The following is a 13,359-nucleotide window of genomic DNA, read 5'->3' on the forward strand; positions in this document are numbered from 1 at the left end:
TTCCGGATCATGCCCTAGCGCGTGGCCTGCGGCGCAAAATCCTTGCCGACCGACAGCGCGCGCTGATCGACCAGGCAGTGCAGGATCGCGGGCTTGCCGGAGGCCAGCGCGCGCTCGAACGCGGGCGCGAAGTCTTCGGTGCGCTCGACCCGCTCGCCATGGCCGCCGAACGCCTTGGCATAAAGCGCGAAGTCCGGGTTCTTGAGCTGGGTGCCGACGACGCGGCCCGGATAATCGCGCTCCTGATGCATGCGGATGGTGCCGTATTGCGCGTTGTCGATAACGACGACGATCAGCGGCGCGTCATACTGCACGGCGGTGGCGAACTCCTGCCCGTTCATCAGGAAGCAGCCGTCGCCGGCGAACGCCACGACGACCCGGTCCGGATGATGCCGCTTGGCCATCACAGCCGCCGGCACGCCGTAGCCCATCGAGCCCGAAGTCGGCGCGAGCTGCGCGGCGAAAGCGTGGAAGCGATGGTGGCGGTGAATCCAGCCGGCATAATTGCCGGCGCCGTTGCAGACGATGGCATCCTTCGGCAGGCGGTCGCGCAGCCAGGTCACGACCTCGCCATACTGGAAGCTGCCCGGCAGCTCGCGCGGCTTGTCGGTCCAGGCGAGGTAATCCGCGTGCGCCTTGGCCGCCTCGCCCTTCCAGGCCGGCGCGACCGCCGGCTTCATGGTCTCGACCGCGGCGGCAAAGGCCGCAGGCGTCGCCTGGATCGCCAGCGCCGGCTGGTAGACACGGCCGAGCTCCTCGGCGCCGGGATGGACATGGATCAGTTTCTGGCTCGGCACCGGAATGTCGAGCAGCGTGTAGGACGAGGACGGCATCTCCGACATGCGGCCGCCGATCAGGAGGATGACGTCGGCGCCGGTGATGCGATCCCTGAGCTTCGGGCTCGGGCCGATGCCAAGATCGCCGGCATAATGCGAGTGGTCGGCGTCGAACAGCGAGGCGCGGCGGAACGAGGTGGTAACCGGCAAGTCGAAGCGCTCGGCGAAGCGCGCGATGCCCTTGGCGGCCTCCGCGGTCCAGGCCGAGCCACCGAGCACCACGATCGGCGCCTTGGCGCCGGCAAGCATGCTGCCGAGGCGCTCGAGATCGGCCGGCGCCGGCCAGGTCGCCGCAGGCTCGACCTTCGGCGCGTCGGCGACCGCGGCGGTTTCAGTCAGCATATTCTCCGGCAGCGAGATCACCACCGGACCGGGCCGGCCCTGCAGCGCGACGCGGAAGGCACGCGCGACCAGTTCCGGAATGCGATCCGGACGATCGATCTCGACCGCCCATTTCGCCATCGTGCCGAACACCGCCTTGTAGTCGAGTTCCTGGAACGCCTCGCGCTCGCGCATGCCGGTGTCGACCTGGCCGACGAACAGGATCATCGGAGTGGAGTCCTGCATCGCGATGTGCACGCCATGGGCGGCATTGGTCGAGCCCGGACCACGGGTGACAAAGCAGATGCCCGGACGTCCCGTGAGCTTGCCATAGGCCTCCGCCATCATTGCGGCGCCGCCCTCGGCGCGGCAGATCACGACGTCGATCGGGCTGTCGTGCAACGCGTCGAGCGCCGCCAGATAGCTCTCGCCCGGCACGCAGGTGACGCGCTCCACCCCTTGCGCGACCAGCTGGTCGATCAGGATCTGGCCTCCGGTGCGGGCATTGCTTTTGGTCATGAGGGCTCCCTGCAAGTACTGGCGCGCGTTTGGGCTTCGCGCGGATCGTGGTCCCACGGGGTATGATAGACGGAAATGGGGTGCAAGGCCGAAGCTGCGTCTCCCGCGCGCAGCGGCGCCAAGCCATGCGGTAGGCAATGGGCAACGCCGTTTCGTCATCGATTTCCGCAGAGCGGACGATCGCCGGCAGGATTGAAGCCGCCGGCCGGCAAGCAGCGCAGGTCACCGTCGGCCGGCTCCAGCGCGATCTCGCCGCGCTCAAGCGGGACCGATGTCACGACGCCGGTCTGTGCCCCCGATCGGGTCTCGCGCGGCATTATCAACCTGCGCGGGCTTCTTTCACGAACACCCGCATCGACGATGCGGCAGCCTCTCATCACGGAGGCGTCGACCGACGCAACAGAGAGCAGGCGAAAGAATGCTCGCACGCCACGTTGCCAAGACCGACAGCGCGTGGCCGCCGAGACGATTGCAGTCAAGAGCTCTCCGCTGCGCGCGATGGCGTGGCACAATCTGCATGAGCCACACGTTATGTGCACGATAACAATCATTAGGAGCGCACGCGTGTGCTTCCGTAAGATTACGGTGCAGCGATCGGCCGCTTCACATCTTCGTCGCCGGATCGCGCGGATTTCACGGCAAATCGCGGTGTTGTGCGACGTTTTCGGCTGCGCTCATCGCGAGCATCGCGCGTTCGACCTTGTGCGATCGCACGCGGCGCATTGCGTGCCCTTCTTGGTGGAATTCGAATCGCTTACCGTTCCACACAGTCAGAAATTGTAAATCGTGTAGCGCACCTGCGTGGGGCCGGCGGTGGAAGGCATTCCGCTGCCGATCAGGTGCACCGTTTCAATTCACCAAGATCATTATCAAGGCTGGAGGCAATGCATGTTGGGGATGAAGAGCGTCGCAAGCGTGATCGGCTCGGACAGTTCGTACCGGCTGTTCGACGACATGCCGATCAGTGTCATGCTCTGCGAGCTGGACAATTTCAAAATCACCTACATCAACGAGTCGACGCGGCAGAACCTGAAGAAGATCGAGCATGTGCTGCCGGTAAAGGTCGACGCGCTGATCGGGCAATCGATCGATATATTTCACAGGAACCCGCAGCATCAGCGCCGGCTGCTGTCCGACCCGAAGAACCTGCCGCACAAGGCGCGCATCACCATCGGCGGCGAGACGCTCGATCTCACCGTGACGGCGATGACCAATTCGCGCGGCCGCTACACCGGCCCGATGCTGACCTGGGAGCTCGCGACCGAGAAGGCGCGGCTTGAAACGCAGACCGAACGGCTGTTGCAGATGCTCGACAACATGCCGATCAACATCATGATGTGCGACACCGATTTCAACATCACCTACATCAACCAGACCAGCCTCAAGACGCTCGACACCGTGAAGCACCTGCTTCCGGTGGCGCCGGACAAGATCCTCGGCAACTCGTTCGACATCTTCCACAAGAACCCGGCGCACCAGCGCCGCATCGTCGGCGATCCCAAAAACCTGCCGCATGCGGCCAAGATCAAGCTCGGTCCGGAAACGCTCGACCTGCGGGTCTCCGGGCTGACCGACAAGCGCGGCAACTACACCGGCGCGATGCTGAGCTGGTCGGTCGTGACAGGCAATGTGAAGCTGGCGGACGATTTCGAGAAGGACGTGAAGGGCCTTGCCGGGATGCTGGCGTCGGCGTCGACGCAAATGCAGGGCACTGCGCGATCGCTGACGACGACCGCCGAATTCGTCAATCAGCGCTCGGCGAGCGCGGCGTCCGCGTCCGAGGAACTGTCGTCCTCGGTCAACGAGATCAGCCGCCAGGTGGCCGAGGCGAGCCGCATTGCCCGCATGGCGGTCGACGAAGCCGAGAAGTCCGACAAGCTGGTCGCGGGCCTCGTGACCATGGCGCAGAAGATCGGCGACGTCGTCGCCCTGATCAGCCAGATCGCCGGCCAGACCAACCTGCTTGCGCTCAACGCAACCATCGAGTCCGCGCGGGCCGGCGAGGCCGGACGCGGCTTCGCCGTCGTCGCCTCCGAGGTGAAGGCGCTGGCCAACCAGACCGCCAAGGCCACGGAAGACATTTCGGCGCAGATCAACGAGATGCAGGCCGCGACCGGCAACACCGCCACGGCGCTGAAGGCGATCTCCCAGGTCATCGTCCAGATCAGCGAGATCTCGACCGTGATTGCCAGCGCGGTCGAGGAGCAGGCCGCGGCCACCAAGGAGGTCACCGCCAACATCAACGGCACGACCAAGGCGATCGACGATGCCAGCAAGGCCGCCGAGAACGTGCTGGCGGCCTCCGGAGAGCTCGCCAGCAACGCCTCAGAGTTGGAAGTTCAGGTCGACAAGTTCCTCAAGAACGTGCGCGCGATGTAGCGGCTCGCGGAGGACATGAGCGCGCACTCACCCCTCCGCGTCATTGGGGCGATGCGCGAGCATCGAACCCGGAATCTCAAGCCGCAACTTCGAGATTCCGGGTTCACGCTTCGCGTGCCCCGGAATGACGGCCAAAGACGCGCCCGCCTACAGCGAACGCGCGATCAGGAGCTTCATGATCTCGTTGGTGCCGCCATAGATCTTCTGGATGCGGGAATCGATGAACATGCGCGAGATCGGATATTCCTGCATGTAGCCGTAGCCGCCATGCAGCTGCAGGCATTCGTCGGCGGTCTCGACCTGCTTCTGCGAGCACCACCATTTCGCCATCGACGCCGTCACGGTGTCGAGGTCGCCGGCGACCAGGCGCTCGACGCACCAGTCGACGAACACGCGGGCGATCATCGCCTCGGTCTTGCGCTCGGCGAGCTTGAAGGCGGTGTTCTGGAATTCGAGCAGCGGCTTGCCGAATGCGGTGCGCTCCTTGGTGTACTCGGCGGTGATCCTGACCGCACGCTCCATCGAGGCGACCGCGCCGATCGCGAGCGACAGCCGCTCCTGCGGCAATTGCTGCATCAGCTGTACGAAGCCGTTGCCCTCCTCGGCGCCGAGCAGGTTCTCCGGCGGCACCGTGACGTTGTCGAAGAACAGCTCCGACGTGTCTGATGCGTGCAGCCCGATCTTGTCGAGGTTGCGCCCGCGGCGGTAGCCCTCGGCGCCCGCGGTCTCAACCACGATCAGCGAGATGCCCTTGGCGCCCGGAGCCCCGGTCCGCGCGACCACGATGACGAGATCGGCGGCCTGGCCGTTGGTGATAAAAGTCTTCTGGCCGTTGATGACGTAGGAATTGCCATGCTTCTTCGCCGTGGTCTTGACGGCCTGCAGATCGGAGCCGGTGCCCGGCTCGGTCATCGCGATGGCACCGACCATCTCGCCCGACGCCATCTTCGGCAGCCAGCGTTTCTTCTGCTCCTCCGAGCCATAGTTGACGATGTAGTGCGCGACGATCGCGCTGTGCACGGAGACGCCGGTGGTCAGCTCCGGCACCGTGCTCTCGAGGTCATCGAGCACCGCGGCGTCATAGGCGAAGCTGGCCCCTAAGCCGCCATAGGCCTCGGGCACGCTCGGCAGCAACGCGCCCATCTCGCCGAGCGCGCGCCAGGCCGAGCGATCGACCAGCTTCTGCTCGCGCCATTTTTCGGCGTGCGGCGCCAGATCCTTGGCGAGGAATTTGCGGAACTGGTCTCGGAAAGTGTCCAGCTCCTCGGTCATCCAGGACGATCGGTAGTGCATTCTGCCCTCGTGTTAAATCAGAAGACCGCCGCCGGCGACGATCACCTGACCACTGATGTAATTCGATTCCGGAGCGCAGAACAGATAGACCGCATCGGCCGCCTCCTCCGGCGTGCCGCCGCGGCCGAGCGGGATCATGCGGCCCATCGCCTCCAGCATCTGCGGCTGCACGCCGACCTTGATGTCGCGGCCGGCGACGTCGATGGTCTTCTGCTGGGTCTCGATCGGCTGGGTCAGGCGGGTGTTGATCAGGCCGAACGCCACGCAATTGACGTTGACCTTGTAGCGGCCCCACTCCTTGCACATCGTGCGCGTCAGCCCGATCAGCGAGGCTTTGGCGGACGAGTAGCTGGCCTGCCCGGCATTGCCGTAAAGGCCCGCGATCGAGGAGATGTTGACGACCTTGCGGAACACCTCGCGGCCCGCCTCGGCCTCCCTCTTCGCCATCACCCGGATCGGCTCCGACGCCGCGCGCATGATGCGGAACGGCGCGACCAGGTGGACGTCGAGCATCGCCTGGAACTGCTCGTCGGTCATCTTCTGGATCGTCGAGTCCCAAGTGTAGCCGGCATTGTTGACGATGATGTCGAGACCGCCGAATTGCTCGATCGCGGCGCCGACGAAGCGATCGGCAAAGCCGGCTTCGGTCACGCTGCCATTGACCGCGATCGCCTCGCCGCCCATGGCCTTGATCTCGGCGACGACCGCGTCGCCCGGCTCGGCATCGAGGTCGTTGACCACGACGCGCGCGCCCTCGCTGGCGAGCTTCAACGCAATCGCGCGCCCGATGCCGCGGCCGGAGCCTGAGACGAGCGCGACTTTGCCTTGCAGCTTTGACATTCAAACCTCCCTCAAACAACGTGATCTTTGCGGTATGCCCGCCTCACCTCGCCCCGCTTGCGGGGAGAGGTCGGAACGCATCGTCAGATGCGTTCCGGGTGAGGGGGTACAGGTCTCACCACCTCCAGAGTGCGCGGAAGCAGCCCCTCACCCCAACCCTCTCCCCGCAAGAGCGGGGCGAGGGAGCGCACAATCCTTCGTGGCGAGACCTTCGCGCTACAGCGCGATAACCGCCTCGCCGGCGAGCTTGATCTCGCCGTTCTGATCCCTGGTAGTCAGCGCGAGTTTTGCGCGCCTCTCACCGCCCTGCTCGACCAGCTCGGTCACCGTGCCCTCGCAGGTCAGCTTCGCGCCGAGCTGGGTGATAGCCGCAAAGCGGGTCGAGAACGAGCGGATGCGCGACGGCGCCACCGCGTCGGTCAGCGCCTGGCCGAGATAGCCCATCACCAGCATGCCGTGCGCGAACACGTCGGGGAAGCCGGCCGCCTTCGCGAAATCGATGTCGACATGGATCGGATTGTGATCGCCGGAGGCGCCGCAATACAGCGCGAGGCGATGGCGGGTGATCGGTGGAAACTCCTTGTGGACGATGCGGTCGCCGACAGAGGGAGAGCTGCTCATGACGGCCTCGCATTGCGTACCACGACGGTGCGCGAGACATCGGCGACATGGACACCGTTCTGGTTGGTGACCGGGGTGTCAACCACGATCAGCGTCATCGCCCCGCCCTTCTTGTCGGTCACGCCAGTGACGCGCGGGCGGAAGGTCAGGGTGTCGCCGACCACGACGGGCGCATGATAGTCGAAGCGCTGCTCGCCGTGCAGCACGCGCGCCAGATCGATGTCGAGCGCCGTGAGGAACTCGAACGGGTCCGGCGCATCCATCATCTCGAGGCAGAACAGATAGGTCGGCGGCACCGGCGCCGCCGTGAAGCCGGCCGCCTGCGCGGCCGTCTCGTCGCGATAGACGGCATTCGTCTCGCCGAGCGTATCGAGGAAGAAGCGCAGCCGCCCCGGCTCGACGCGCGCGGTCACGGGCGTAAATGTACGCCCGACAGCGGATTGATCGACCATGACGACCTCAAGCGCGTTCGTAGAGCGTCACGACGCAGGCGCCGCCGAGGCCGAGATTGTGTTGCAAGCCGACCCGCGCGCCCTCCACCTGCGTCGCCGCAGCGGTGCCGCGCAACTGCCGCGTCAGCTCATAGCACTGCGCAAGCCCGGTGGCGCCGAGCGGATGGCCCTTCGACAGCAGCCCGCCGGACGGGTTGGTGACGATCCTGCCGCCATAGGAGTTGTCGCCGTCGTCGATGAATTTCGCGGCCTCGCCCTCGCCGCACAGGCCGAGCCCCTCATAGGTGATCAGCTCGTTGTGCGCGAAGCAGTCGTGCAGCTCGACGACGTCGAGATCATCAGGCCCGATGCCGGCGGCCTCATAGACCTTGCGCGCGGCATCCCGCGCCATGTCGTAGCCGACCACCTGCATCATGTCTGACGCACCGAAGGTCGAGGGCGTGTCGGTCGTCATCGCCTGCGCCGCGATGCGGACCTGCTTGCTGAGGCCGTGCTGGTCGGCGAATTTCTCCGAGACCAGGATCGCGGCGGCGCCGCCGCAGGTCGGCGGGCACGCCATCAGCCGCGTCATCACGCCGGGCCAGATCACCTGGTCGTTCATCACGTCGTCGGCGGTGACCTCCTTGCGGAATAGCGCCAACGGATTGTTCTTGGCATGACGGCTCGCCTTGGCGCGCACTTTTGCAAAGGCGGAGAGCGGCGTGCCGTATTTCTTCATGTGGCTGAGGCCGGCGCCGCCGAAATAGCGCAGCGCCAGCGGCACGCCGGGCGCGTCGACCAGCTTGTCGGCCGCGGCGTCGAAATCGTCGAACGCACTGGGACGGTCGGTGAACACGGCCCCGAGCGCGCCGGGCTTCATCTGCTCGAAGCCGAGCGCCATCACGCAATCGGCCGCGCCCGACTCGATCGCCTGCCGCGCCAGGAACAGCGCGGTCGAGCCGGTCGAGCAGTTGTTGTTGACGTTGACGATCGGGATGCCGGTCATGCCGACCGGATAGAGCGCGCGCTGCCCGCAGGTGGAGTCGCCATAGACATAGCCGACATAGGCCTGCTGCACGCGGCCGTAGTCGAGCCCGGCGTCGGCGAGCGCCAGCTTCGCGGCCTCCGCGCCCATCACGTGATACGGCGCATTGGCGCCGGGCTTGACGAACGGGATCATGCCGACCCCGGCAATATAGGTGCGTGACGTCATCGCGTGTCCTCCCGGAAATTACCCACTGGACTATTTGTTACCCATGGGTAATATACGGACGATCTTCCGGAGTCAATGCGACAACAGCCGACGCGATGGACGCCCACTCCCCCTCTTCCAGCAACGAGTCGCCATGGCTGCCATTCGAAAGCCGGCGCCGCGCCCGCGACGAGAAGCGCGAGGCAGTGCTGCGCACGGCCGTAGCCCTGTTCCTTGAACAGGGCTATCACCGTGCCACGCTGAACGACGTCGCCAAGCGGCTCAACATCACCAAGCCGGCGCTCTACAACTACTTCCGCGGCAAGGACGAGATCCTGTTCGAGTGCTGGTCGATCGGCAATGAGCTGGTCGACGAATGCATTGCCGAGACGTCGGCGGGCGGCGGCTCGGGGCTCGACAAGCTGCGCAAGCTCACCGTCCGCTATGCCGAGCTGATGACCGCGGACTACGGCAAGAGCCTGGTCCGCTTCGACATCCGCGATCTCAGCGAGGACAACCGCAAGATCGTGCAGACTGCCAAGCGGCGGATCGACCGCGCCTTCCGCGACTATATCGCACAGGGCGTCGAAGACGGTTCGGTGAAACCGTGCGACCCGAAGCTCGCGGCTTTCGCGATCGCCGGCTCGCTGAACTGGATCGGCCACTGGTTCCAGCCGGGCGGCGAGCTGAGCGGACGTGCCGTCGCCGAGGAATTCGCGATCCGCCTCACCGAAGGCATCGCCAAAACAACAACGCAAATGACATCAACGCGCAAGACAACGGCGCACGAGAAGGCGGACAAACCGCCTCGCAAGGGAAACGCACCAAGGGAGGAGACGAGTGAACATCACGCACGGACTGCGGCGCGCGCTGCAGGTCAATCCAAACGGGCTCGCGGTCGTCTGCGGTGAGCGGCGGCGCAACTGGCGCGAGGTCGGCGAACGCGTCGCCCGCCTCGCCGCCGCGATCCGCGGCCTCGGCGCCCAGGACGGCGACCGCGTCGCGATCCTGTCGTTGAACTCCGACCGCTATCTCGAGCTCTACCTCGCGGTCGGCTGGGCCGGCGCCGTGATCGTGCCGCTCAACATCCGCTGGTCTCCGATCGAGAACGAGGACGCGCTGCGCGACTGCCGCGCAACGATCCTGTTCGTCGACAAGGCGTTTGCGCCGGTCGGCACGGCGCTGGCCGGCGCCATCCCCGGCCTGAAGCTGGTCTATGCCGACGAGGGCGAGACGCCTGCCGGCATGGCGAATTACGAGACGCTGATCGCGCGCAGCGAACCGGTGGCGGATGCGATGCGCGGCCGCGACGATCTCGCCGGCATCTTCTACACCGGCGGCACCACCGGCCGCTCCAAGGGCGTGATGCTGAGCCACGGCAATCTGATGGCCAACGCGCTCAACGCGCTCGGCGAAGGCTTGTGGCCGAGCAGCACGATCTACCTGCACGCGGCGCCGATGTTCCACCTCGCCAATGGCGCGGCGATGTATTCGGTGCTGCTGTCCGGCGGCTCCAACGTCGTGATCCAGGGCTTTACGCCTGACGGCGTCGCGGCCGCCGTGCAGAAGGAGCGCATCACCGACGTGCTGCTGGTGCCGACCATGATCCAGATGTTCGTCGATCACCCGACGCTCGGCAATTACGACCTGTCGTCCTTGAAGCGGATCTCCTACGGCGCCTCCGTGATCAGCGACGCCGTGCTGATGCGCGCCATGAAGGCGCTGCCGCATGTCGAGTTCACGCAAGCCTACGGCATGACCGAGCTGTCGCCGATCGCGACGCTGCTGCACTGGAAGGAGCATATCGGCGACGGCCGCGCCAAGGGACGGCACCGCGGCGCCGGCCGCGCCACGCTCGGCGCCGAGGTCAAGATCGTCGATGCGGAGGACAAGGTCGTGCCGACGGGCACCGTCGGCGAGATCGCGGTGCGCGGCGACATGGTGATGATGGGCTATTGGGAGCGGCCGGAGGAGACCGCGCGCGCCGTGATCGACGGCTGGATGCACACCGGCGACGGCGGCTACATGGACGAGGACGGCTTCGTCTACGTCGTCGACCGCGTCAAGGACATGATCATCTCTGGCGGCGAGAACGTCTATTCGGCCGAGGTCGAGAACGCGCTCGCCCAGCACGCGGCGGTGGCGCAATGCGCCGTGATCGGGATCCCGAGCGAACGCTGGGGCGAGCAGGTTCACGCCGTCGTGGTGATGAAGAGCGGCGCCAGCGCCACGCCGGAAGAGCTGATAGAGCACTGCAAGGTGCTGATCGCCGGCTACAAATGCCCGCGCAGCGTCGACATCACCGCGACGCCGCTGCCGCTCTCCGGCGCCGGCAAGATCTTAAAGCGCGAGCTGCGCAAGCCGTATTGGGAGAACCGCGAACGGCGGGTGAGCTGAGGGACAGCTCTCAACGTCACCCCCCTCATTCCGGGGCGATGCGAAGCATCGAACCCGGAATCTCGAGATTCCGGGTCTGGCGCTAACGCGCCATCCCGGAATGACGACGTCTCATGACGCCATTCGACCGCGAGCGTTGACATCGGAGCGCACGGCCGATTGGATCAGCTCTAGATTCAATCCAGCGAGTTCCGATGTCCGCACCCGATACCAATGCCGACGGCAAGCCCCGCCGCCTGATGCACCGCCGCTCCGTCGAATGTCTCGGCTATCTCCGTGACGACGGGCTGTGGGAAGTCGAGGCGCGGCTGGTCGACACCAAGCCCTATGCGCGGCAGGACAAGCATCGTGGCCTGCAGCAGCCGGACGATCCCGTGCACGACATCCGCCTGCGGCTCGCGGTCGACGACAGTTTTACGATCCGCGAGACCGGTACCACGATGGCCTCGACGCCCTACCCGTCCTGCCTCGATGTAGAAGGCATTTTGCAGCGGCTGGTCGGCGAACGCATCGGCAAGGGCTGGCGCGAACTGGTCCGTCGCAAGATCGGCAGGCTCGAAACCTGCACCCATCTCGCCGAGCTGCTGGGTCCTGCGGTGACCACGCTGTTCCAGACCGCAACCTCCGGCAAGGACCCGCAGGGCCGCGGCGCGCTCGATCACCAGCGCGATGTCACCGAGCCGCCATTCTTCGTCGGCGGCTGCTATTCATGGCGGCTGGATGGGCCTGTCGTCGCCGAGACATTCCCGCAGTTCGCGCAGAAGCCTGTCGAGGCGAAGCCGGGTTCGTGAGTGGTGCTCCGCCGCTGACCAAGACGAGTGTATGGCGCGCCGCTGCTGGAGCTCAAATGTAGCTCCTCGTCGCAGCTTTATCCCATTCACGCAGATGATCGAACGCGGCACTAGCTCTCCGGCACGCCGGCCATGCGCATTCCCTCATAAAAGCGCTTACGCTTGGCGAGCCATACCGGATTGTCGGACAGGAAGACGACATTGACGTCGTATCGACGAATGCTGAAGTTGGGATCGAGTGCCAGTCCGGCTTTGGCACTGGATCGTGCTTCCTCGAGGTCTCCCATCATGGCCAACGCGCCAGCCAAGTGAAAGTGAGCGAGCGCAAAATTGGGATTAGCCTCAATGCTCCGGCGAAGCCAGTCCAGCGCCTCGAGGTCTGCGTTGGTGCAGGACATCAACTTGGCCATCCCGACAACCATGATCCAGAGAAAGGCACGCGTATCGCGAGGGGACAGTCGTAACGCCTCTTGAATATGCCCCTCGACTTCCTCACCACGCCCCAGCGCATGCTTCCCGAGGCCAATGAACCCATGCGCATCGGCCAAATTCCGATCGAGCGCCAGCGCCTGGCGACATTCAGCGATACCCTTTGCAGCGCGGTGCGTCCGAATTTGAACCGCGCCGAGCAACATGTGGGCTCGGGGGTGATTGGGCGCACGCAACAACACGCCATTCAGCGCCTTCTCCGCGGCCCTGAAATATGCCGGTCCGTCATCGGCCATGGAGGAAGAACCGATCGCAAAATCGACCTGAGCCGCGGCAACCGCTGCTTCAATATTGTCGGGATCAAGCGCGAGGGCGCGCATGAAGAAATCCCTTGCTCGCGCCATAACTGCAGGCGCTATTCCTTTGTTCAGGACAGCCCTGCCCTGAAAATAGAGATCCATCGCGTCCGGCTGGGGCAACCGTTCTGCCCGTCGTGCTTCGGCCTTGATAAGCTCGGCGTTCAATGTATTGGCGAGCCGGGATACGATCTCATCCTGCATGTCCAGCAAGTCGGCAGCGGGCTTGTCGAAGCGCTCGGCCCACACATGGGCTCCGGTTTCCGTGTCAGTCAACTGAACGTTCAGGCGAAAGCGATTGCCGCCGCGTTGCACCGACCCTTCCAGCGCGTAACGGACATTCAATTCGCGACCGATCTCCCTCACGTCCACCGCCTTTCCCTTGAAGGTGAACGCAGTGCCCCGGCCGATGACGAACGCGCCGGCGATGCGCGACAGGTCGGTGGTCAGACTGTGAGTCACGCCATCGACGAAATATTCCTGCTCCAGATCGCCGCCAATATTTGTGAATGGTAGAACAACAATGGACAGGTGTGGGATCGAAGATGAACCCGCTGGCCTTCCGGCGTTGTCCGGCATCGACGAGGTCGTGACACTGGCAGAAGCCGGGCGGTCGGCCTGCTCGCCATCCACGACCAGCATGTAGCCGCGGCGAGGCAAGGTTCTCAGGGCCAATCGGCCCGCCCCTCCCAGGGCCTGCCTGATGTCGCCGATGGCCTGGACAAGCGAGTCTTCCGTGACCTCGCAGTCCGACCAGACCTCATCCAATATCTCGTCCTTATGCACCAGGCGCCCGACGCGTTGCGCGAGGAGCCGCAGCACCGCCCAGGCTTGAGGACGCAACGGCACGATGTCGCCGCGCCCGTCGAGCAGCAATTCACGGGCCAGGTCCAAGGTCCGGTCGCCGATCACAATCGAAGGCTGCGATGACTTAAGCAAGAATGCCTCGTTGGG

At 65.2% G+C, this 13,359-nt stretch carries 12 protein-coding genes; 4 read left to right on the top strand and 8 right to left on the bottom strand.

From position 1 onward, the window contains the following. Positions 1-14: 14 nt before the first annotated feature. Positions 15-1,676, bottom strand: coding sequence for a thiamine pyrophosphate-binding protein (locus tag J6525_RS01350; RefSeq protein WP_225641434.1), 1,662 nt, complete (start codon positions 1,674-1,676; stop codon positions 15-17). Positions 1,677-1,831: 155 nt separating this feature from the next. Continuing rightward, positions 1,832-1,993, bottom strand: coding sequence for a hypothetical protein (locus J6525_RS01355; protein WP_225641436.1), 162 nt, complete (start codon positions 1,991-1,993; stop codon positions 1,832-1,834). A gap of 571 nt (positions 1,994-2,564) precedes the next feature. On the opposite strand from J6525_RS01355, the gene J6525_RS01360 reads away from it, so the two are divergent. Further along, on the top strand, positions 2,565-4,055 hold the full coding sequence (locus J6525_RS01360) for a methyl-accepting chemotaxis protein (protein WP_063790157.1): 1,491 nt from the start codon (positions 2,565-2,567) through the stop codon (positions 4,053-4,055). A 147-nt stretch (positions 4,056-4,202) separates the two neighbouring features. Here J6525_RS01360 and J6525_RS01365 read toward each other — a convergent pair whose 3' ends face one another. From J6525_RS01365 to J6525_RS01385, 5 genes are all read right to left on the bottom strand, one after another. Next, complete coding sequence (locus J6525_RS01365) at positions 4,203-5,348, bottom strand: acyl-CoA dehydrogenase family protein (protein ID WP_225641438.1); 1,146 nt, start codon at positions 5,346-5,348, stop codon at positions 4,203-4,205. A 12-nt stretch (positions 5,349-5,360) separates the two neighbouring features. Continuing rightward, entirely contained in the window at positions 5,361-6,188 is an 828-nt protein-coding gene (locus J6525_RS01370) for an SDR family NAD(P)-dependent oxidoreductase (protein ID WP_092085575.1), read from the bottom strand. A gap of 216 nt (positions 6,189-6,404) precedes the next feature. After that, a complete protein-coding gene (locus tag J6525_RS01375) occupies positions 6,405-6,809 on the bottom strand; it encodes a MaoC family dehydratase (RefSeq protein ID WP_225641440.1) in 405 nt (134 codons plus the stop codon). Next, positions 6,806-7,261, bottom strand: a complete 456-nt coding sequence (locus J6525_RS01380) for a MaoC family dehydratase N-terminal domain-containing protein (protein ID WP_028344581.1) — start codon at positions 7,259-7,261, stop codon at positions 6,806-6,808. Before J6525_RS01380 ends, J6525_RS01375 begins: the two co-directional genes overlap by 4 nt. 7 nt (positions 7,262-7,268) lie before the next feature. Next, on the bottom strand, positions 7,269-8,453 hold the full coding sequence (locus J6525_RS01385; protein ID WP_225641442.1) for a lipid-transfer protein: 1,185 nt from the start codon (positions 8,451-8,453) through the stop codon (positions 7,269-7,271). Positions 8,454-8,548: 95 nt separating this feature from the next. Between J6525_RS01385 and J6525_RS01390 the strand changes: the two genes are divergently transcribed. The 3 genes from J6525_RS01390 to J6525_RS01400 all read left to right on the top strand — a co-directional run bounded on the left by J6525_RS01390 (position 8,549) and on the right by J6525_RS01400 (position 11,620). Continuing rightward, positions 8,549-9,343, top strand: a complete 795-nt coding sequence (locus tag J6525_RS01390; protein WP_225641445.1) for a TetR/AcrR family transcriptional regulator — start codon at positions 8,549-8,551, stop codon at positions 9,341-9,343. Beyond that, entirely contained in the window at positions 9,273-10,829 is a 1,557-nt protein-coding gene (locus J6525_RS01395; RefSeq protein WP_225641447.1) for an acyl-CoA synthetase, read from the top strand. The genes J6525_RS01390 and J6525_RS01395 overlap by 71 nt, the downstream gene beginning before the upstream one ends. 194 nt (positions 10,830-11,023) lie before the next feature. Further along, on the top strand, positions 11,024-11,620 hold the full coding sequence (locus tag J6525_RS01400; protein WP_157341374.1) for a DUF2889 domain-containing protein: 597 nt from the start codon (positions 11,024-11,026) through the stop codon (positions 11,618-11,620). Between the two features lie 110 nt (positions 11,621-11,730). Here the strand turns inward: J6525_RS01400 and J6525_RS01405 are convergent, their stop codons facing one another. Beyond that, positions 11,731-13,344, bottom strand: a complete 1,614-nt coding sequence (locus J6525_RS01405; RefSeq protein ID WP_225641450.1) for a winged helix-turn-helix domain-containing tetratricopeptide repeat protein — start codon at positions 13,342-13,344, stop codon at positions 11,731-11,733. Positions 13,345-13,359: the final 15 nt, after the last annotated feature.

This window comes from Bradyrhizobium australafricanum (assembly GCF_020329495.1).
Classification (GTDB): Bacteria; Pseudomonadota; Alphaproteobacteria; order Rhizobiales; family Xanthobacteraceae; genus Bradyrhizobium; species Bradyrhizobium australafricanum.

Bases quoted from the DNA above. Each gene is read 5' to 3' on its own strand.
- J6525_RS01370 (WP_092085575.1), bottom strand. From the start codon at position 6,188: ATGTCAAAGCTGCAAGGCAAAGTCGCGCTCGTCTCAGGCTCCGGCCGC.
- J6525_RS01375 (WP_225641440.1), bottom strand. From the start codon at position 6,809: ATGAGCAGCTCTCCCTCTGTCGGCGACCGCATCGTCCACAAGGAGTTT.
- J6525_RS01385 (WP_225641442.1), bottom strand. From the start codon at position 8,453: ATGACGTCACGCACCTATATTGCCGGGGTCGGCATGATCCCGTTCGTC.
- J6525_RS01360 (WP_063790157.1), top strand. From the start codon at position 2,565: ATGTTGGGGATGAAGAGCGTCGCAAGCGTGATCGGCTCGGACAGTTCG.
- J6525_RS01380 (WP_028344581.1), bottom strand. From the start codon at position 7,261: ATGGTCGATCAATCCGCTGTCGGGCGTACATTTACGCCCGTGACCGCG.
- J6525_RS01355 (WP_225641436.1), bottom strand. From the start codon at position 1,993: ATGCCGCGCGAGACCCGATCGGGGGCACAGACCGGCGTCGTGACATCG.
- J6525_RS01400 (WP_157341374.1), top strand. From the start codon at position 11,024: ATGTCCGCACCCGATACCAATGCCGACGGCAAGCCCCGCCGCCTGATG.
- J6525_RS01365 (WP_225641438.1), bottom strand. From the start codon at position 5,348: ATGCACTACCGATCGTCCTGGATGACCGAGGAGCTGGACACTTTCCGA.
- J6525_RS01390 (WP_225641445.1), top strand. From the start codon at position 8,549: ATGGACGCCCACTCCCCCTCTTCCAGCAACGAGTCGCCATGGCTGCCA.
- J6525_RS01350 (WP_225641434.1), bottom strand. From the start codon at position 1,676: ATGACCAAAAGCAATGCCCGCACCGGAGGCCAGATCCTGATCGACCAG.